The sequence below is a fragment of the Psychrobacter sp. SCQQ22 genome (assembly GCF_015864605.1).
Lineage (GTDB): Bacteria > Pseudomonadota > Gammaproteobacteria > Pseudomonadales > Moraxellaceae > Psychrobacter > Psychrobacter fozii.
In genome coordinates this window covers 1-21,925 of record NZ_JADYWZ010000004.1, presented here as the reverse complement: position 1 = coordinate 21,925, position 21,925 = coordinate 1, and the positions used below count along the sequence as shown (strand labels likewise).

Annotated in this window: 18 protein-coding genes; 8 read left to right on the top strand and 10 right to left on the bottom strand. The window is 42.8% G+C overall.

What is annotated here, in order from left to right; translation table 11 throughout:
* Positions 1-3 precede the first annotated feature (3 nt).
* The 5 genes from I6E84_RS06605 to I6E84_RS06585 form a co-directional block, all read right to left on the bottom strand.
* Positions 4-732, bottom strand: a complete 729-nt coding sequence (locus tag I6E84_RS06605) for a hypothetical protein (RefSeq protein WP_197216985.1) — start codon at positions 730-732, stop codon at positions 4-6.
* A 118-nt stretch (positions 733-850) separates the two neighbouring features.
* Entirely contained in the window at positions 851-2,056 is a 1,206-nt protein-coding gene (locus I6E84_RS06600; RefSeq protein WP_197216984.1) for a DUF6708 domain-containing protein, read from the bottom strand.
* Positions 2,057-2,177: 121 nt separating this feature from the next.
* The gene (locus I6E84_RS06595; protein WP_197216982.1) at positions 2,178-3,332 is read right to left on the bottom strand and encodes a DUF6708 domain-containing protein; all 1,155 of its coding nucleotides are present in this window, start codon (positions 3,330-3,332) and stop codon (positions 2,178-2,180) included.
* 68 nt (positions 3,333-3,400) lie between these two features.
* Complete coding sequence (locus I6E84_RS06590; RefSeq protein ID WP_197216980.1) at positions 3,401-4,453, bottom strand: hypothetical protein; 1,053 nt, start codon at positions 4,451-4,453, stop codon at positions 3,401-3,403.
* Between the two features lie 158 nt (positions 4,454-4,611).
* Complete coding sequence (locus I6E84_RS06585; RefSeq protein WP_197216978.1) at positions 4,612-6,015, bottom strand: hypothetical protein; 1,404 nt, start codon at positions 6,013-6,015, stop codon at positions 4,612-4,614.
* Positions 6,016-6,480: 465 nt separating this feature from the next.
* On the opposite strand from I6E84_RS06585, the gene I6E84_RS06580 reads away from it, so the two are divergent.
* Together I6E84_RS06580 and I6E84_RS06575 are read left to right on the top strand one after the other, a co-directional pair.
* Positions 6,481-7,479 carry a formylglycine-generating enzyme family protein gene (locus I6E84_RS06580; protein ID WP_197100395.1) on the top strand — a complete coding sequence of 333 codons (999 nt, stop codon included), beginning with the start codon at positions 6,481-6,483 and terminating at the stop codon, positions 7,477-7,479.
* 172 nt (positions 7,480-7,651) lie between these two features.
* Entirely contained in the window at positions 7,652-8,815 is a 1,164-nt protein-coding gene (locus tag I6E84_RS06575) for a TauD/TfdA family dioxygenase (RefSeq protein ID WP_197216976.1), read from the top strand.
* A gap of 143 nt (positions 8,816-8,958) precedes the next feature.
* Here I6E84_RS06575 and I6E84_RS06570 read toward each other — a convergent pair whose 3' ends face one another.
* The gene (locus tag I6E84_RS06570; protein WP_197216974.1) at positions 8,959-10,098 is read right to left on the bottom strand and encodes an MFS transporter; all 1,140 of its coding nucleotides are present in this window, start codon (positions 10,096-10,098) and stop codon (positions 8,959-8,961) included.
* A 69-nt stretch (positions 10,099-10,167) separates the two neighbouring features.
* A complete protein-coding gene (locus I6E84_RS06565; protein ID WP_197216972.1) occupies positions 10,168-11,358 on the bottom strand; it encodes an MFS transporter in 1,191 nt (396 codons plus the stop codon).
* Positions 11,359-11,516: 158 nt separating this feature from the next.
* On the opposite strand from I6E84_RS06565, the gene I6E84_RS06560 reads away from it, so the two are divergent.
* The gene (locus tag I6E84_RS06560; RefSeq protein WP_197216970.1) at positions 11,517-12,428 is read left to right on the top strand and encodes a LysR family transcriptional regulator; all 912 of its coding nucleotides are present in this window, start codon (positions 11,517-11,519) and stop codon (positions 12,426-12,428) included.
* A 130-nt stretch (positions 12,429-12,558) separates the two neighbouring features.
* Here the strand turns inward: I6E84_RS06560 and fhuB are convergent, their stop codons facing one another.
* The 3 genes from fhuB to I6E84_RS06545 are packed head-to-tail and all read right to left on the bottom strand — an operon-like array spanning position 12,559 to position 16,580.
* Positions 12,559-14,712, bottom strand: coding sequence for a Fe(3+)-hydroxamate ABC transporter permease FhuB (gene fhuB, locus I6E84_RS06555; RefSeq protein ID WP_227681335.1), 2,154 nt, complete (start codon positions 14,710-14,712; stop codon positions 12,559-12,561).
* Positions 14,709-15,755: an ABC transporter substrate-binding protein gene (locus tag I6E84_RS06550; protein ID WP_227681334.1), complete on the bottom strand. Its 1,047-nt coding sequence runs from the start codon at positions 15,753-15,755 to the stop codon at positions 14,709-14,711. The genes fhuB and I6E84_RS06550 overlap by 4 nt, the downstream gene beginning before the upstream one ends.
* Positions 15,756-15,815: 60 nt before the next feature.
* Positions 15,816-16,580, bottom strand: coding sequence for an ABC transporter ATP-binding protein (locus I6E84_RS06545; protein ID WP_197216968.1), 765 nt, complete (start codon positions 16,578-16,580; stop codon positions 15,816-15,818).
* Positions 16,581-16,732: 152 nt separating this feature from the next.
* Between I6E84_RS06545 and I6E84_RS06540 the strand changes: the two genes are divergently transcribed.
* From I6E84_RS06540 to I6E84_RS06520, 5 genes are all read left to right on the top strand, one after another.
* Positions 16,733-17,908, top strand: a complete 1,176-nt coding sequence (locus I6E84_RS06540) for a siderophore-interacting protein (protein ID WP_197216966.1) — start codon at positions 16,733-16,735, stop codon at positions 17,906-17,908.
* A gap of 231 nt (positions 17,909-18,139) precedes the next feature.
* Positions 18,140-18,505 (top strand): DUF3817 domain-containing protein, encoded by a 366-nt coding sequence (locus I6E84_RS06535; protein ID WP_197216965.1) that lies wholly within the window; start codon positions 18,140-18,142, stop codon positions 18,503-18,505.
* 243 nt (positions 18,506-18,748) lie between these two features.
* Complete coding sequence (locus I6E84_RS06530) at positions 18,749-19,222, top strand: DUF2946 family protein (protein WP_197216963.1); 474 nt, start codon at positions 18,749-18,751, stop codon at positions 19,220-19,222.
* Between the two features lie 201 nt (positions 19,223-19,423).
* Positions 19,424-20,593, top strand: a complete 1,170-nt coding sequence (locus I6E84_RS06525; protein ID WP_197216961.1) for a TonB-dependent receptor plug domain-containing protein — start codon at positions 19,424-19,426, stop codon at positions 20,591-20,593.
* The gene (locus tag I6E84_RS06520; RefSeq protein ID WP_197216958.1) at positions 20,590-21,696 is read left to right on the top strand and encodes a TonB-dependent receptor domain-containing protein; all 1,107 of its coding nucleotides are present in this window, start codon (positions 20,590-20,592) and stop codon (positions 21,694-21,696) included. Before I6E84_RS06525 ends, I6E84_RS06520 begins: the two co-directional genes overlap by 4 nt.
* Positions 21,697-21,925: the final 229 nt, after the last annotated feature.

Below are 21,925 nucleotides of genomic sequence, written 5' to 3'. Positions count from 1 at the left end.
TATCTAGACCAACTGACAAGACACCATGTTCCATTGAGTATCCATATCCGCTTGTACTAGGGCATCATGCAGTGCATCGGACACAAATACATAACTCATCAACAAGGGGTCGTGCCATAGATCTAGCTCGCAGTTTAGTGCTGATTTACTAACTAATAGTTGTTTGTCTTTGATAGGTATACTGGTTGCGTATCTTTGCTTGCCATCAAAGCTAGAACTAGCATAAGAGGAAAATGACTCGTTCACCTGAGGGTGCGGGTATTGAATGTATTCTCGTCTTTCACACAGATTAAGAAAATAAAAGGTCTTGTCACTACACAGTTGCTGGGTCTCAAGGCTATAGAGTTGCACTGGCGTGAGCGTACTTTCCCCTAAGCGAAAATGCTGTAGCAACTGAGCACAGGCTTGGGTAAGCACAACGCCACCACTTCTCACTTTAAAGATATATTCAGAGGATGGCGGTAGCTTGGTGTCACTACCCTCTACCCACAAACTGTCTGGTAAATGCTCAGTCTTAAAGAAGTATCTACCTGCTCCTGATAGCTCTAACCTATCTTCTTTGTACGTATTTTTTATTTCTAATAACTTAGGGTCAGCTGTTTTTTCCCTACTTTCAAATACTTTCCAATACTTAGGAAAGTCATATTTTTTACTATTAGCAGGATAGATATCGTAAAAATTAATAGACGTTAGCTTAAAGCCCGCCAGCCAGACGTTGTTTGTATTGCTCATTTATTTTTCCTTAGTTATAGCGTGTCCTCAATTAGCACATTAATATATTTAGTGGCCTTAAAATGGCTAAAACCTCTCCAATTAATGTCTGCAGACGTGACAGCATAGATCAGACTTATCAAGATAACCATCCCAAACTAACCACATACCAGAGTTTGCCGACCATACTTGGATAGTCACCATGTGGTCTCGCCGCGCCCATCAGATCTATGATAAAAGCGCCCACAAACATCATGACAATAGTCGCAATAGCAATACCGACACTATAAACCACCGTCTTCCACATAGGCTGATTGCGCTGCTCAAGGTTGCCTGCTGGTAAATCCTTGTTTAAATCATAAGGGTCATTGGGATCAATCTGACATTCCGCTTGAATATCTGAGCTAAAACGGTGACGATAGCTGGTGAGCATAGAAATCACTCGTCCTGCATAGCGCAGTGCTAATAACGGCAGGATAACCAATGTCACTGGTTGAAATTCAAACGTGCGTTCAGGATACTCCATATTTTCATGGTCATGATGCACTTCATTGAGTATCAAACGCTTAAATGACATGAGCGGTGTTTCACGTTTTTTATGAATGGGATAGATATAACGTATGGCTTCTTTGACTTCTTTTAGTTGCTGATCATCGCCTTCCATATAACGACGAATAAACTCAAAATAGCTGATTAAGCTTTTATCAAAGACATCATTTTTAAAAGCGAGCGCAAACATACCTGTCACGGTTTCGCCATCTTTATCCAAGGCAACCGCTCTGATGTCTCTGTCTTCACTAATATAGGCAATAAAAAAGGTCAATTCGTCCCAGTTATATACCTCTACTTTACGGTTATATTGACGGACATAGACCTTACGGGTTTTACGGTTAAATCGGATAGGAGAATGCCATGTGGTAAATAACTCGGTTGAGAGTACATTTATTAATGGAACAAAGAATAGAAGAATCATAGAAAAAGCAAGAATAAGACAAACACTTAAATACACAATATTAAAATCTGTTATAAATCTCATTATCGCAAAGATAATACCGTTGCTAACAGACAGTCCAACAAACCCTAAAGCCAGCCCCCATCCTACCGCATCGCCACGTCTTCTTTCATTGCGCCCCGTGGTTTCTAGATAAGTTGAATTAAACTGTACAACCGTTTGTTGAGGGTGCAATGGCACATCGTAGGTTGTATCTTTTTCTAACGGTACTCTTTTACGGATGCCTTTTACATCATCAAGCTTTTGCCCAACTGCCTGATAACCAGGGGTCAAAAATGGTGGCTTCTTGGTCAGTCGAAACCGACCTTCCATGTCTACAACATATCCGCTCATTATTCATTGTCCTAAATTTCTATGGCTGCGCTGTTTTCTGCTTTACAGAGACATGCTAGAAGATGTTTTTGCCCATATCATCAGAATTTTATACTTTAGGCGTTGCAACTAAAAATCCAGTCTAAATCCACCGAAATAACAGCAAATCCCACAGTATTTTAAAGAAGCTGGGATAATCACCATGTGGTCGCGCAGCACCGATTATATCAATAATAATAGCGAGTATCGATAAAGAAGCAAGCGTTGCAACCACCATCATCACGACATAGAATACTTTTTCTAATAAGGTAGCAGGCTTTATGAGCGCTGGTATCGGTGGGTTTTTATTTAAGTCAAATTTATCGTTGGGATCTACATCACACTGAACTTCTATCTCAAAAGGGAAATGCGGCGTGGTAGACGTTAATACGGCTAAACGACGTCCCAATAGCTTTAAAAACCAAAAAGGAATATTAATCATAAACGTCCAGTCTAACTTTAAAGTGTCTTCTGGATATTCCATATCATAGAAATCTTGATGATATTCAAATAAAGAACGCTGTACACTTTCTTTAAAGGTTTCTTTACGTTGATGGACGGGAAAGATATGACGGATACTACTGGCTACCTCAGCGAGCTCGCTATCATCTTTGGCAGACATATAGCGATTAACAAACTCAAAATGGCCATATAAGACCTTATATACTCTATCGTATCGAAAAGGCAGACTAAAAGTGCGTTGGATAATACCCTTGTCATCCACATCGCTGCAGCGGATATCCCATGGTGCATTGACATCGGTCTGCATTTGTATCTTTAGACTACCCCAGTCATAGGTTTCTACTTTTTTATTGGCACCTATGACGTAGACTTTGCCCTCTTTACGATTAAAACGAATGGGGAAATAGGTGTAGGTAAATAGCTCTCTGCTAAGACGTCTTAATAAGACGTAAATAAATCCAAACCATATAAGATCTGCTACAATATAAAATAAGGTGGAGAAGCCAAGTCCACTTTTATTAAACTCAGAGAGCATAATATAACTAACAACACCTAAACCAACAGTGGCTACTAAAGAAAGAAATAATTGACTCCAAACAATCTCGCCACGGATAGAGTCCCACATGTCTACCAGCTCCATATAGGTGCTATTAAACTGTACGACAGTACGCTGCGGACGTAGTGGATAATCAAGCTTCTGATATGGGCGCAGCTCATGTTGCAAGTTATCTACTTTATAGGCTTTACCTAAGGTATCGTAGGTTCCGTTTTTTCCGCGGCCTATCATGTCGATCATCGTTTTACTCCGTCATCCTCTTTAAAGCATCGTCATGCGTTTGGATGGCTTGTTTATTGTTGTTTTATCTAAGCAATCACCAGCATCACATATAGTATCGAACCGATAAACCATGTCGCATTCACTGCTATGCCTGAGTACCATTTTAGTTTGACCTTTGTATTTTTATTATCAAAAGCAGCTTGGCGCGCTGCGGTGACAGGCAACACATTGTATGGGTTGTTTTTTCTATCCCACTTAAGCCGACGCTGCACTTCAGGGTGCAATGCAGGATTGGCACTGGATTGATAGATGTTACCTTCGGCTAGATCTAAGTAGCTGACGATACAGGCTCGTGACCACCCCATTAGATTTATGTCATGATTGGCATTAGAGTAATAGACGTCTTTTGATACCTGCACAATGTCAGCGCAGGCCAGTAATGAGCGACTCATGTCTGTTGGGCATTCTTGAGCATATTCGATATTTAAAGGTAGCTCATCTGCTGGACGTTCCATATAGGTACGGATAAACGCCCATTGGTCGTAGGGGTTGAGTCTATGATCATCAAATTTAATCGAATGAATCAATTCGTCTGTTGTTTTATCAACAATATGCAAGTTGAGAGACTCAAATTTAGTACCTTCATTACCTCTGACAGAGGCAATGATATTTTGATAATCAATCAAATGAAAGATAGGTTCTTGCTTTTTATTATGTTCATAATAGGCAATTTCTTGAGTACTTTTTAGTAGCAGAATTTTGTAGTAGCGAGACTTTTTAGTTCTAAGCTGTTTTAAAGTTAGAATAGGTGCAAACCCAAAAATTGAAATAATACTAAAAAAAAGTATTATATCTATCCATTCGATTATATAGTTAGGTGATGGATGTAATGCTATAGTAGTAAAAATAAAAAGCATTTGGCCAAACAGCCATAATGATCCATAAGATGCCAACAAGGATACATTTTGGATAGAGTTTATTGACGGGTGGAATAATAAATAATCTGGGTTAATTTCATGTATAAGCCCACTTAGCCTATATACACTGTATTCTTGCTCGTTGAAGTCAGTAATCTTACCTTTGTAAGGACGGCCAATTATTTTACCTATAGGAAGCTGTTGAGGTATGGGTAATATCATATCGGAACTCAATTAAACTTTATTATCAATTAGCTTATTTTTACTAAACATTATTAAGTGCTATCCAAGCAACGAGACTGGCGTTAACCGCGATCGCCACTATCCATCTGATATTTATTTGCCAGTTTTTACCATCAAAAGCTTTTTGAGCCTCTTCATCAATCAGAAATCGGACTCAAATCACGCTTATCTATCCAACCGAACTTAGTACCCTCTTTATAAGCAACTTTCACCCAGTCCTCATTTTGATCAACAGCTTCAATTAAATCACCTTTGATGTAATAATTCGGTTTGGATCTAGACTTGAATTTTTCATTGAGAATTTCTGCTTGATCTGTTTTGACCGTGTACTTGGTCGGAGGCAAAGGACAGTTTCTGACAAGCTCATCAGCTTCTGTTGGATATGAACCAATCAGGGTAATAAAATCATCTATACTAGACTTATTGTGGTCAATACAATAATACTCTTCACCAGTTGCTATAGAACCCTCAGTTGATGCGTTTGCTATATACCACTTACCGTTTTCAACGGTATAGTAAAAAGTATATTCAGATCTCCCTGTAGAATATTGAGTACTTATAATAAATCCCGAGTAGTCTCGACGCGGTAATATGTTGGATAAAGACCAACCTGTCTCAGTGGTATAGCTTTGCGTACTCAAGCTCAGTGTGTATTTACCACTTTTGTCTCGAGTAAGTACATAGAGTTCATTGCCCTGAAAAAAATCATTATCGTCATTAATACGACTAACCACTAAGTCGTCTATGTCATCCGCATTGACATCGAAAGTAAATATTTCAAACTGATCTTTTGGTAAGTCTTTTTTGATTTCCTGCAAAGATAGCAGCCCATTAAAGGTGAACGCTTCAATCGTGCCATACATTGGCTGCTTAGGATATATTTCAGTTGCTGCTTTAGTAGCATCTTCTATATCCTTAGCCTTGTAGACTTCTTCAGAATTAATTTTGTTTGAACCTTTGTTATTTGATTTAGCAAAATTTACATAAAACTTAAAAGGATCTTGGTCTATATCCTCTTTTGTATTAATAAGCTTCCACGTACCATCAAAGTAATAAACCAATTTTTTTGGATTGTCTTTTATATAGTAGGGAGAGTCGAGATCCTTAGTGAAAACTAAGTCACTTTTATCAATAACCCTAACAAAGATCTCAAAGTTATTTTTTATTTCGTTCAGCGTTAACGCATTAACATCATCTACAACTGAGTCAAATTCAGACATCTTATTTGGAATAAAGAGATTATTTTTAGGAAACAAAAAGACCTGAATATCTCCAAACCTGTTGCTATCACTATATATACAACCGTAGTCAGGATAATAAAAATGACCTTCATTGAAAGTGAATAAATTATTCCCATTACATTTGATTATGCTGTCAAAAGACACTTTCTGATTTTTAACGATAGTTGCCTTATCCTGCCCTAGTGTGCGGTCAGTATTCTCTAGAGTACTATCATTTGGATCGTTAGCAGGAGAATTAACTGAACAAGAGACCAACATTATCGAAAAACATATGAATAACGGTTTTAAAATTTTTGACATTTAGAGAGCCTTTCCATCATCGAAGGTACATTCATATTTATTGCTACCGTAGTCGATTTGACCTAAACCAACCAGCGCAAATGAGACAAGTCCGCCGTCAGTGGCGACTATGCTTGACCAATGCAGGTAAGGATTTATATATGGCTTTTTTTATTTGGATATCTTTAGGCTGGCTATTGGGAATCATCATTCACATACATGCTATATTTAATCGACTATATTCTATTTTTATTTATATACCAAAGCAAGGCTATAAACCAATATTATAAACAGCCAGTCTTTATAAAATATACAGTCGGTTTAATCTCTCGTTTTAGATAGGGCTTGTTATATACAGTAATTTGTCGCAATATATTGAGCATATTTCGACTATTATCCAATTTTAAATATATTTTGACCAAACGAAAATGATTTAAGATTAGATATTTCGCCTTATTTTTTTATAACATATAACTGCCTACTTCTATGACTTTAAAGCCCCTGCTCGTATCTTTATTTATCTTGCCTTTATGTACCCTCTCTGCCTGTGCTAACACGCCTACTACCTCAACGGACAGTAATGGCGTACCGCAAACTCGTAGCAATCTAACGGCAGATGAACAACAGCAGTTAGACGATTTTATAGTTAAGCAAAAGGCTAATATGCGCTTCATCGAAGGTGGTAGTTATGAGATGGGTGACTTTGGGCATAAAGTCACTATCAATGGTGGTGGTCCTATTAGCACCAGTAAAAATAATAAGCCTCTTCATAAAGTAACGCTTGATGGCTTTAGTATGAATGCTTACAAAGCGACTTATGGTGATTTTGATATCTATAGTATGGCAACAGGACAAGAGAAAGTCGGTACTCAGGTCTACATGGAAGCAATACGTCAACCTAATGCAGCAGCTGGTATTAATTGGCAAACTGCTCAAAACTACTGTCAGTGGCTTGGTCAGCAGCTAGATGTACCTATGAGTCTACCGACTGAAGCTCAGTGGGAGTATGCCGCGCGTAATCGTGGTAAATATGTGCTATTCCCAACTGATAACGGATGGATAAACGGTGGGCGTAATATAGCTACATTTGACGAAATGAGTGAACTCTCAAGTAAGTATCGCACCAGTTTAGCTATACCTACTGTCGGTCTGTACCCGCCCAATACATTAGGACTGTATGACATGACCAATCAAAACCTTGAGTGGATGACTGACTGGTATAGCGAGGATTATTATGCTAACAGTCCTGAGCATAACCCAAAAGGCCCTAAGACAGGCACTAAAAAAGTCGTACGCTCTGTCAATGCTGATTGGGGAGATGCACAAAATGTACGAGCCAACGGGTCAATTACTATCATGCGAATCAAACGCTTGCCAACAGCGCCTGTTGATGAGTTTGAAAAGCAAGAGAATGAAGGTAAGACCAATTATGATTATAATACATCAGCTCGCTGCGTCGCTAATAGCTCGCAGGATATAAGCTGATCACCTTTAGTATCATGACTCTTGTTTCTCAACAATAAAAATTAAGCAAAAGACTTAACACCATAATTGATATTACCTATTAGGTGATTCGTAATTCATTGTTTGAATAACCGATCTTAGCAATATACCGTAAAATATATTTTTACTTCATGTATATGTAGGGTCTGCTCCAATGGAAACGCCTCAAGCAACACCATCTCTAGACATCGCAGCAATTGATTACCATATAGACTCAATTGCGCTCATTGACCGCGCCATTCAAATACGTTGGAATGATGGTATCGACAGCACGTACCACTACATCTGGCTGCGTGATAACTGCCCATCTGCTTTTCATCCGCAAACTGGCGAGCGTAGCTTTGATTTACTGAGTATCTCAAAAGATATCCATCCACTATCCGTCTCCTTTGATGAGACAACGCTGACGATTGAATGGTCAGAACAAGAGCATATTAGCCACTTTGAACAAAGCTGGTTACGTGAGTTTGGGTATTCTAGTGCGTTGGCCAAGGACCATAGCAGTCCTTATGAAAGTTGGGATGGCACGTTTATTGACCACATCCCCATGTATGACCAGCAGAGCATCATGACCAGTGACAGCGCTTTATATGAGTGGATGAGTGCACTGGATAAATATGGGCTTACTATCATTGATAATATGCCAGATGACTCTGATGCTGGCGTACAGACCGCCATGCGAGTCGATTATTTACGGCAGACCAATTTTGGCATGACCTTTGATGTTATATCAGAAAAGTCACCAATCAATTTGGCTTATACCTCGCTCTCATTACCTTTGCATACCGACTTGCCAAATCAGGAATTGCCTCCAGGCTATCAATTTTTGCATTTTTTGAGCAATGAAAGTATAGGCGGCGAATCTACTTTCGTAGATGGGTTAAAGGTGTTAGAAGGGTTACGAGAAGAGCAGCCTGAATATTTTCGCTTGCTTGCCGAATATGCCATCCCCTTTCGTTTTCATGACAGCGCCCATGATATCCGTGAGCACCACCCCGTCATCAATCTAGACAACTTTGGTAATATTGTGGAAATCAAATACAATGCGCATCTTGCAGATATTTTTGATTTACCAAGTGACGTTATGTACGACTACTACCTTGCTTATCGAGAGCTAATGGCTCGATTAAAAGACAGTCGCTATAAGATTGAGTTAAAACTAGCAGCGGGTCAAATGGTGGTTTTTGATAACCGCCGAGTCCTGCATGGGCGTAATGCCTTTGATGAAAACGTCGGTGAGCGTCGTCTCAAAGGCTGTTATGTTGACCGCTCAGAATTTAAAAGTCGCTTACGAACGCTTAAAAAGCAACTGGCTTAACACGACCCACAAGCTAACTGATGCTGTGATTGTGATTGTAATATAAATAGCAAGAGCAACAGCATCAGTGTTTGGCTCAGTGTCTGTTGATGACTCTAAGCTGCTTCCCTTCATGTTCCCTTATGAAAAATACAAGCGCTCTATCAAGCAGCTTTACGACCTTTCACAAATAAAACCACGCTGATGATGACGCTGAACACGCTGCACATAATAAACACGTTATGTGCGCCGCCCGGCATGTACTCCATAAATGATGTGAAGAACTGACCCGAAAACACCGCCATCGTAAAGTAAGATAAGTTACGGCCACGTACTTTAGCAGCACTTAGCTCGACAGTCATATGGTTCAACAGCGGAATACTAAAACCAAAGCCAATGCCGATCAATAGCGCGCCTAATACTAATAGCAAGGTGCTGGTTTGCGTAAAGCAAATATACGATAACGCAAATGCTAAAAATGCCAATGCCAATACTTTGGGTTCATTTAACCATTTGATTATTTTGGGCATAAAGCCTGCGGTAACGACAGCAACCAAAGAGATAAAGGCCAATAGTTGACCGATTTGTGATTCGTTATAGCTCAACTCATTCATAGTGATGGGCAATAACACGGTTGAGGTGAAAAATATGGTCATCGCTAAGGTTGAGATAAGATAAACATTTTTTAGAGATAGACCACTAATGATGGTTTTGCTATCGTCCTCGGCAATCTGCTCATGATTTACAGCAGTTGCATGATGCCGTGGTACAAACAGTAATAGCATGGCCAAAAATACCCACGCCATTAAATAAATCGATAGCGGTAATGCCCAGAACTGTGAGGCCAGTAACCCACCTAAAAATAAGAATATGACCCCGCCCAGCTCTACTGCCATGCCTTGTTTAGCAATCATCTTTAAGCGAGCTTCACCTTGATACCATGTAGAGATTAATACCGTACAGCTCGCCATGACGACCGCTGTTATACCGCCCAATAAAAACCGATTGCTAAACACCTGCGCTGGCCCATGTAAAAGGTAAGCACTGGCACCTGCAAGTCCGTATAAAAACAAACCTATTATCAAGAGTTTGTACGCGCCATATTTATCGATTAACTTGCCAGCCAGTGGCGCAAATACCACCGCACCCAATGACGGTAAGGTGATTAATAGCACGCTGTTGTCGGTAATGCCCAAGCCTGCCGAAATACTGACCAAACCGGGTGCCAGTAACGTGCCGACCATAATGGTCAAACTGGCAATACACAGTAAGGTAAAACTACCTGCCGTTTTTAATTGATTCATATGTGTCCCTAGTCCTTTCGATATCCATGTACGAATATAACTGTATTGAGATAACTGTACTGATATCACTTATTTTTTGGCGAATGAATTAAATATTGCGCTGATGATGATAAAGACGATGCTGACCACCACTACTCCTGGCCATTGGTATAAGGCAAAGGCTTTGACACCCGCCATAGACCCCAATGCCCCGCCTGTGTAGTAACCCAGCATATAAATACCGTTGATGCGGCTCTGAGCGGCGGGATCGATACTAAAGACGCGAACCTGATTGGCCACTTGCGCACTGAACACAGCAAAGTCGATTAAAATAATACCGACAATCAGCGACACCAAATTACCTGCAAACAACCCTGTAATAGCAAAGCCTATGGCAGCTAATGCCAACGCAATCATTACTAAGGTTTTAGAACCCAATTTATTGACCCATTTGCCAGAGGATTTAGCCCCTATCACGCCTGCCAGCGCAATCACACCAAATAGTCCTGCTTGCTGTGCATTGTAATTAAAAGGCGCATCGCTGACATAAATCGCCAGTGTTGCCCACAGTACGTTGAATGAGGCAAACCAAAATGCGCCTGCCAAGGTGAATTTTTGCAGGGATTTGTGTTTTATAAACAGTGCCAAGCTACTTTTGATAAGCGGAAAGTAACGCAGTGTGGTTTGTGGGGTGTTGGTTGGCAAAAATACGCGCAGTAATACCCCAAAGATAGCGGCAAGTGCTGCAGACATCACAAACACACTGCGCCAACCGAACTGCTCCCCTACAAACCCACTTAAGGTTCTAGATAGCAATATACCAATGGTTAACCCCATCATCAGAGTACCGAGGGTTGCACCTTTGTTTTCAGGAGACACCATGGATGCAGCAAACGGAATGAGCTGCTGGGTAATATTGGCGCTGACACCAATCAAAAACACCGATAGCAGCAGTACGGGTAAGCTGGGTGATATCGCTGCAAAAACACAAGCCGCTACTAATAAGCACGACAGAATACCAATCAGGCGTCTACGCGCAATCGAATCGCCCAACGGTGAGAGGAACAGTAAAGCAAAGGCATAACCAAACTGCGTCAATGCCGGAATACTACCCAGTTGTGAGTCGGTCAAATCAAATTCATGGCCAATGAGCGGTAAAATTGGCTGATTGTAATAAAGGTTGGCGGCGGTTGCGGCAATCGCGGCGGTCATTAACAGTAGAATAAATCTGCTTAACGACTGGCTTGACGATTGTTTTAGTGCTGGTACTGGCTTATCCATTGTTATCTCGGCTTAATAAATCATGCCGCAAGTATAGAGCCTATCAAACCATAACAAAAATGATAGTATATGATTGAATCCATACAAATACTGTATAGATAAAAAGTTAAGATTGAGCAAGATTTTGATGAAAGATATTAATAAAAGGGATTGATGATATGGATATAAAAACACTCAAAAGCTTTATGGCAGTGGCCAAGCACCAGAGCTTTTCGGAAGCGGCGCGTGAGCTGTATACCGTGCAACCTGCCATCAGTCGCCATATCTCATCTTTAGAGACAGAATTGGGTGTTGTTCTGTTTAACCGTACTTCTCGTGAGGTGACTATCACACCCGCTGGCGAGCAACTACTGAAAGACGCCGCTGTTATTTTGAGCTTAGCAGAGCAAGCAAAAACACAAGTTAAACGGGCACATGACGGACAGGTAGGTACGCTCAATATTGCGCATTTAAGCTCAGCATGTCTGACCTTTATGGCCACATTGGTACGCAGTTATAAAGAAAAATTTCCGCACGTGCACGTGTCATTATTTGAGATGACGGTGACCGAACAGATAGAAGCGTTTAATAATGACCGCATCGATATTGGTTTTTCTAGGCCGCTACCGAGCGCTATTGCTAACGACTTTATCAGCCACAGTATTTATATCGACAAATTGGTGGCGATTGTGAACCAAAGCCATGAATTAGCCGATCAACAAACCTTTGACTTGGCGCAGCTAAAAGATGATAAGTTTATTATTTTTAACCGTGATGAAGCGGTTGGTCTATTTGATGAAACCATCATGCTGTGTAAACAAGCTGGCTTTTCGCCCAATATCATCAGTCAACCCAAGCACATGCAGACATTGGTGACCGAGGTAGCTGCAGGCTTAGGCGTGGCGATTGCGCCTTATTGCGTGCGCAAGCTGTATAGCGAGGGCTGTCACTTTATGATGTTAAACAACGTTAGCACACACATACCCGTGCATATCCAATATAAGCAGAGCAATAACAGTGCGACGGTTGCCGCTTTCGTCGCGGTAGCGTTGAGCGCGACAGATGACATACAGCAAAGCATGGCGTATTAAACCCACAAAAAAGCCCCATTCGTCTGGTTTATGAAAAATGGGGCTTAATACTATTCACATATCAACATACAAGCTCAAAGGTTACTTATTATATCTTTAGCACTGAACAGATTTACCAATACGAGAACCATCAACTCGCAGAAACAGGCACTTTACGAATCAGCCATAAGAAATATGCGCCACCAATAATGGCCGCCACAGTACCCGCAGGCAGCTCATAAGGAAAGATAACATAACGCCCAATCCAATCTGCTATCACCATCACACCTGCACCGAGTAAGGCGGCCAATGGCAATTGACGCTCAATCTTTATCGCACCAAGCGATGTTGCCAAATGTGGCACCATCAAACCAATAAAGCTCAATGGCCCAACAGCAAGCGTACTGGCCGTACTCAATGCCGCCACCAGTACCAACAATGCAAGGGTCACGGGCTTGACGGCGACGCCCAAATTACGAGCCACGCCTGTACCCAAACCGAGGATACGCAAAGGTTTTACTACTAGCAAACTGAGTGCAAACAGAATAAAGGCAATCGTAATAAGATACCAAACCGTACTAGGCTGGGCGCTATAGGTCGTTCCTGATAGCCAGCTAAGCATCGCTTCTAAACGCGGGTCGCCAGATATCTTCACCATATGCATCACCCCATCCATCATGGCAGCGATCCCAATACCGACCAATAATAGATAGCCCGAGCTTACTCGACGTGACAGCCAAATAACCAATAGCAACACCGCCATGGCACCAGACAATCCTGAGATGAGCAACGTACCCGCACCTGCGGACAGCCCTAAACTAGGCAGCAGTAAAAACCCTAAAATAACGCCAAGCGCAGCGCCGGAGCTGACCCCCAATACTTCTGGGCTTGCCATTGGGTTGCGCGTGAGCGTTTGTAATAGCACACCAGCGATGGCAAGCATTAGACCCGTTGCCGCCGCGCTCAAACTGCGAGGCAGTCGATATTGCTGAGTAATGGCCCAGTCGGTACTGAATACCCAGCCATTGATATCTTGGACGAACAGACATGCCAACGCGATGAGTGCAACCACGCCAATACCCCAACGCCATAATACGACCGGCTTATCCTTACCGGTAATCATTGGGGTTACCGTCTCTATCTGCTCACGGCGCTGACGCAAAATCAGCCAGATAATCAACGGAGCACCGAGAATACCCGTCATTGCACCTGCTGGAATTTGCATATCGAGTATCGGCTCTAGCAATAGCGCAACATTACTGGTCAGCCATAGTAATAGCGCACCCAATACGAAGGCGACGACTAAACGCTTGCTAATAGAAGAAATACCCAGCGCATTGACCAAACTAGCAGCACCCAGACCGATAAAGCCAATCAGCCCAACTTCACTCACGACCAATGCAGTTACGATCGCGACGAGCAACACCACCAGTGCGCGAATACTATTAATAGGCACACCCAAACGCTTGGCTTGCAAGTCGTCTAAGCTCATCAGCGTCAGTGGTTTTAACAAGGGCAAACATACGACCAGCATCACAACTGCGGTTATCGATAGCGTCGTACTGGTATGCCAGCTATTCTGTGCTAAAAATCCTGCAGCCCATGACAACATACCATTGCTGCGCTCCGCGAAAAATAACACCAATACATTGGCTACAGCAGCGAGCAAAATATTCACCACTAAACCGGCAAGTATTAAAATCAACGGGTTAAAGCGACTGGGCGCTGACAAGGCAAATACCAAGCCCATACTGATAATCGCACCGACAAACGCGACATAAATGCCACCATAAATTGCCAAGCTTGGCAAAAACAAGGTCACGATTAGCATGGCCAGTTGCGCACCCACACCGACACCCAAAGTGGTGTCTGATGCCAATGGGTTTTTGACCAATTGCTGGAGTAAAATACTGACGACCCCAAGCAGTCCACCTGCCAATATTGCAACGATACTGGTTGCGACCAAGTGCAGCTGTGTCGCCATACTGGCAATATCCAGCTGTGAGCTTGGTATCAACAGATCACCAATCGGGCGTGTCCACTCTTGAGCGATTAACGTCCAACCACTCCATAGTGACAAGGCCAGAAGCACAATGAACATGCTCCATAGTCGCCATAAACCACTAGAGGTAGAAGCATCTGGCCGAGGTGACTCTGGAGATGGGGGTAATGGATTTGTTAGATTTTTCGTGTTCTTTAACGGCTTAGACAACGAAGGCGATGAAAGTGAGGACATAGAATCAACATTATTAGTAGTATTGTCAGCAGGCAGGTTGTGAGGATGCTCGGCGGTATGAATGCTCATGAGGCTGCACCACCTTTTAGTGTGACATTTGATAAATTATTTGCCAAACCGACCAGTGATGCCATACCGCCATAGATCCATACTGGCGGTAACTCGCCCACACAACGATCATGACCATAGCTTAGACGCTGCCAAATCAAGCTGTCATCAATCTCAGCACGCGTGATTGGACTCAAAGGATTAATAATCAACAGGCAAGTATCATTATCTAACGTGGCCAAATCACCCATACGTATCGGCACAAAACCCCATTGGTTGCCCTTACCTAACACATCAAGCTCTTTGCCCATGTGCGCTAATGCAGGCTGAAACAAACTGTTTGCCACATACATACGCATATTATTGGCATCAGCAAACTGGACCACAGCGAATTTTTTTACATTTGGATAGCGCTGTTGTAGCCGTTCACTAGCAATGCCTATGTCGTCATTACTTTTTACAATATAATCTTCAGCCAATTTTGGCTCGTTAATCAGCTTACCTAATTTGCGAGTTGGCTCAGTATAATCGGCCCATGTCGCGGTATCCCCTTTGGCTGCGAACATCACAGACTCAGCAGGGACATCACCATATAAATTTCGGGCATGTTGATAAAATGAATTGTCTACAACCAAGTCAACTGGCAGCTGGGCGACCAACTCGGCATTGGGCTGATAACGAATACCCAAATCAATCGTCGCTGGCGGTAATGTCGGCGTCCCTACCCATCTGTCCCATACTCTCACATCGCCCGTGGCAATCGGTGGATAGCCCATCGCCGTCAAGGTTGCTGCGTTGCCCCAATCAGGCGAGGCAATATTAATTTTCACATGCGGCGCGCCGTCTACCTGAGCAGCTGTTTGAGCAGTTGCCTGAACGTCTTTTTGCTCAGTCACTGGCTCCTGACACGCAGTTAGCATAGTGGTCAATGCCAAGCTGACGACAAGAGACAACCGCTTTAGTCGCACCTTTGGAGAGTCTGGTGAGCAGTTTCTGATTGACGGTTTTACGGCGTGTCTGGAGACATTTTTAGAATGGTTATTTTGATAAAGAGCAGGGAACATAGCGACCTATCTTTTGAGCGAATAAGATGAAACAGGCGAATAAAAAAGATGAGGCAAATATTAAGCGATGGCGACAGGTTGCCCAGTGATAGGATGACTGAGCAATTGCATATCGACATTGAAGATATTGTGTAATATGTCTGGTTGCATGGTGCTTTGGATATCACCGTTGTGGCACACTTGGCCGTTTTTCAGTGCGATAACTCGATCGGCATACTGCGCGGCCAGATTGATATCATGGACAATAATGATCACACTCAAGCCCTGCTCATCCACCAAACGACGAATCAGTTGAATCACTTCAAGCTGATAATGCATATCAAGTGCCGCCAAAGGCTCATCTAATAACAGGTATCGAGTGTCTTGCGCCAGACACATCGCCAGCCAAACGCGCGCGCGCTCCCCGCCTGATAATGTGGCTGTAATACGGTCAGCGAACGCCTCAACTTGTGTGGTACGCATCGCTTCTGCGACTTTATCTTTGTCTATCTGAGTGGGTTTTTGTAGCCATTTTTGGTGCGGGTAACGCCCCAGCATGACCAGCTCACGTACCGTAAACCCAGCAGCCTCAGGCAGTTGCTGCGGCAAATATGCCATTTGTCGTGCCAGCTCCTTGCTACTGTAGCTACTCATAGGACGATCATCTAAGCTGACGCTACCGCCATTACTTATCATCTCGCCTGCCAACGCTTTGATCAAAGTTGACTTGCCAGAGCCATTATGTCCCACCAAAGCAACCAATTGATTGGTATCAATCTCACAGCTCACATTGTCTAGCAAGGTGTTTCCTTGACGACTGATAGTCAGTTGGTTTGCACGTAACATAGCGATACTCGTCATTAATTTAAGTCGTGGTATTTATATTGGAAAGCCAATAAAAACCGATTTTACTCGTAAACCGTAATAAAAACAATTATCATTAAGATAAAATACAACTCTTTTAATCTTTTCATGCACAATTGTTCGTGAGTACATATATGACCTATTCTATTTCCTCTGCTAAAAATGAGCCTGATATTCAATCAAACGTCTACACTTCCCTAGATATCCCAGAACTTGCCCATACTATTGCTCATATCAATGAAGAGCATTTCGACGAGTTACTCGGATTTTTGAAAGCGTTTACGTCCCTGACGACCGATGAGATGGATAACGCAGATATACAGTTGACTGATATTTATGCTGAAGGTATCGCGTTACGAGTACAGCCGAACGATTCAGCGCATCCGCGCGCAGACGCTCAAAATCTAGCCGCGCAAGATCATGATTTTTTTATACCATTTACCGCGCCTATCACACAGCTTAGCGAACTACAGACGCAATATATTTTGCTCAAACAACGCGCAGATAAAAAACTCGGCAAAAAAACCATCAAGCTGACTGAGCAAAAATTTATCGTACAAGACAGCTATCAGGTCAGCGAAAACATGCTGCGTCTGGTCTTAACAGCACGAGAAACCAATACCTCTAATCCGGTACCCGTCAATGAGGCAGGTTATGCATATTTATTTGATTTAGAGCATAACGTCACTGATGAGCATGACCGCCCTTCGCGCTCCCATTGCTATTACACATTAAGAAAAGCATGGTCAACCTCGGACGGTATGCAAGCATGGGTTGATGTGTTTCTACACGGAGATACTTCTGGCGGTAATTGGGCGAGCTCATTGCAAGCAGGTGATAGCGTGATCAGTAAGCGTGAGTTTCCAGAGAAAGTTGAGCATCTGCATGAAGGCCAAGCGCTGCTAGTAGCAGATGAGACTTCGATGCCAACCGTGGCACGCTTACTGGAGCTGTGGGACAATCCTCTACCACCACTCATCCTCTGTGTTACTCAAGATGAAAAAGATCAGGCTTATTTTAATGACGTTAAAATAAACGCTGATAACATGAGCAGTGACATAGAAAGCAATACAGATAATAAATTTACAGTACTGCCATTAGTGACAGGTCAGGTAAATTCAGGAAAAGAGTTAGCCACGTTGATAGACAATACGGTGGGCGACTACCTAGCCACGCATCCGCTAAAAATTGATAAGGTCTGGGGAGCGCTTGAAGCAGGTGCTGCAAAATCACTGCGTCGGTTACTCAAACAAAGACTCACATTAGAGCGCGCTGATGCGGTCGTTAAAGTCTATTGGCGTCAGGACTGAAGCCATTATAGAGACTAATATAATAAAAGCTAAGACAGTAAAAGCTGAGTCTATATAAATGATGCTGAGCAGATGAGAAATATACAAGTTTTGAAGAGATGGAAGTGAGAACATGTTCTGGGGTCTACCCTAAGAATGGACTATATAGTCACTGACACAAAGCAATCCTTCAAAGCATGGAACAAAGCCAGTATCATATGGTGCATTCAATAATACCGAAAGGAACACAACGTGTCACAAGCTCAGACCACCTGCCCCACTAGCAGTGAAACAACTGGCCTTAGCAAAAAACAGCATTCATCGTTAAAGGTATTAACCGTTGTCGGCTATCTAGAAGGTACTTCTTTCTTATTGTTAATGGGTATTGCCATGCCACTTAAATATATGATGGGCATGCCCGAAGCGGTAAAATATATCGGTATGGCACACGGTATATTATTTATCGCTTATATCCTTGTCCTACTGATTACTGTCGGTAGAATAAAAATGCCACTCTGGGCCATGCCTGCAGGCGTACTTGGCTCATTTTTACCCTTTGGACCATTTGTATTCGATCATTTTTTGAAAAAAACTTTGAACAAAAACGCAGAAAAGTAAGCGTAAAAACATCTTTCTAGTATAGATAAACAAGATACCCCAATGCGTCTCATAAAAGACGTATCGGGGTATTTTTTTGCCATTTTATCAATACCACCTTCAATATTTTATTCCTTGTAATGAGTAAGGTAATTACCGTAAAATAGCGTTTATTATAAGTTTTGTTAATCTTTCTTTTTTAATTGTATCAGAAACAAGGCTATCGATTAAATTAAGAATATGCCCTAGTTCAATGAACATACTATGACGCTAAAACAACCCAATAATGCGCGGCGATATTCACTATTATCACCAGCAATGATGTGGACAGGCATGCTACTGGCATGTCTTGCATGGCTGCTGCACACTACTCCATTATTGACGCCTTTATGGAGTGACAACGCCAGTCTGGGTCATGGCATTTGTATTGAGCTTGCGCCTGTCGTATCAGCCTCTCATGATCATAGCATGCACTCGCAGCATCATTCTGAAGCAGCAATATCTGTACATGCAGAGCCAGCCTCACATTCTGAGCACAACGCGCAACAACATAATAGCTGTGACATCTGTACATCCATGTCAGCAGTTATCACTCCTCTTATCATCAAATCACCTGAATTCAAGCTCATTGAGCTAACTACTATTGTAGCGATGATACCACCTACGATAGAGGTCTATTATGCAACTGACTTCTTACGACCATTCTCCCGTGCCCCTCCCTTTATCCTGATTGCTTAATCAGTCACTACCAATAATATTGACAGCTGATTTAACAGTTGGTAACCCGCTCAACGATAAAACGTTGAGAGCATAACTGACGACCGTATATAGCGTCGTACAGCGGGCTATTGTCATTATTAATGCGCTGCCTGACCGTGACTGATCACCAAAAATACAATCCTCTTATCATGTGTTTTTTAAAGTTTTCAGGAAAAGAATATGTTACAACCATTAAAAAGTACGACCCCTGCTCTAAAGCTTAGCGTGTTGGCAATGGCTTTGTTTCAAATCAGTAATGCCTATGCCCACAATGGAGAGGATCACTCTAATACTGACGATATTCCAATGGCCTACCTGCCCACTATTACAGTAATGGCAACCGCATCAGATACCAGTAACCTTGGTACATCTGCGACGCTTAATAAAAATGATATCGGTAATAAACAGGTAGCAACCAGTGATACTGCAACCATATTGACCAAAATTCCAGGCATAAATGTGCAGAGTGCTGGTGGCATCTCAAACTTGCCCGTCATTAGAGGACTGGCTGATAATCGTCTGCGCATTTTAGTGGACGGTGTTGACTCCATCGCTTCTTGCCCAAACAGTATGAACTCACCGCTATCCTACATATCGCCTAGCGCCGTGGAAGAAACCACAGTCTATGCAGGCGTCACGCCCGTGAGTGTCGGTGGTAACAGTATTGGCGGCACCATCGTAGTAGAATCAGCAGAGCCAACGTTTTCAGAAGACAGTACCGTTGTGACGTCAGGCGAGGTTGGCACATTCTATCGAAGTAATGGTAATGGCTACGGTGCCAACATTGAAACCACTATCGCTAACGATACTTTAAGCCTCAGTTATAAAGGCAGCTACGCCAAATCAGACAATTACGACGGTGGTGGTGACTTTAAGTCTTACACAGATGCGAGTGGCGACGGCAAAGAACTCTCCAAAGATGAAGTTGGTTCGACTGCCTTTGAAAGCCAGACTCAGTCTGTCGATGTGGCTTATCAAAATGGTGATCATCTGTTGCAAGGTACCTACCTTTGGCAACGTGTGCCAGAAGAGCTATATCCAAACCAGCGTATGGACATGCTAGATAACCAGCTCGACCGTATCAACCTCCGCTACAAAACTGACTTAAGTTGGGGGCAATTAGAAGCACAGGCGTATCATGAAGACGTCGATCACTATATGAACTTTGGTGAAGATAAACAGTTCTTGTACGGTACGGCTCCTGGTATGCCTATGTATACCGACAGTGAAACCATCGGTGCTAACCTCAAAGGCATTATCGATTTGACTAACCAAGGCACTGTGACCGTAGGCGCTGAGTATCAAGATACACCCTCGATGACTTATGGCCAGCCTCTGGTACTGGCATGATGGGGCCTAATGAGTTCCAAAATATCAATAATGGCGAACGCGAACGTATCGGTGTCTATGGCGAGTGGGGAAAACAGATAGCACCAAAGTGGACCACACAGCTGGGTGCTCGTTACGAAAGCGTGCGTACCAGCGCGGATGAAGTCAACGGCTACAACTCAATGATGATGACCTATCAAGACCGCGATAGTGCTATCTTTAATGCCAGTGACCGTAGCACGACTGATAATAACATTGACGCGACTGCTATCGCACGCTACGACATCGACACCCAGCGATCAATAGAGATAGGAGCCGCACACAAAGAACGCACCCCTAGCCTATACGAGCGCTATACATGGTCGACATGGGGCATGGCATCGATTATGAACAATACCGTAGGTGATGGTAACGGCTATTTCGGTGATCCTGATCTGAGTCCAGAAAAATCTAACACGCTATCCCTAACATTCGATTGGCGCGGCGCTGATGACAGCTGGGGTATTAAAGCAACGCCTTATTACTCACACATCGATGATTATGTTGATGCCATACAATGGGATTCAGCAATCAATACCGCCGCAACCACCCAAACGGCGAATCAATATAATGTGATGCGTTATACCAACCAAGATGCCAGAATATACGGTATCGATATCACAGCTGACCGCGATTTAACCTCTAATGCTTGGGGTGATTGGGGACTTACAGGCTCATTGAGCTATACCAATGGCAAAAATAAAGACACAGGCTCCCACCTATACAACATCATGCCGCTCAATGCTAGTATTGCGCTCAATCACGAAAACAATAACTGGAGGAACCAAGTCGAAGTGGTTGCCGTCGCTGCTAAAAACAAGGTGTCGACACCGCGTAATGAGATTAAAACAGCTGGCTACGGTTTGTTAAACCTGAGCTCTGGTTATCAGTGGGATGCGATTAGCGTTGAGGCCGGTATTGATAACGTATTGGATAAAAACTACGCATTACCTCTAGGCGGTGCATACATGGGTCAAGGCCGCACCATGGGTATCAATAACGAGCTAACCACAGGCTCTAACTGGGGCACGGCCGTACCTGGCGTGGGCCGCTCATTTTACATGGGTATCAACTATAAATTTTAATCGGTACTAAAGTCTAGGATGTGTCTTCATTTTTCGAGTGAATTGAAGACACGCCCTAGTATTAACAGCTGTCCTAAATATAAGAGTAGCATCAGAAGCAATAGTGAGCAGATAACACCTAATGGATTTTTATTCGACTAATAGTCACTCCCGTAAAGCCAAATAGCAGCGTCAATAGCAAAGACAAATAACAGAAGAACGCATAAGGCAAATAATCCAACACCGGCAC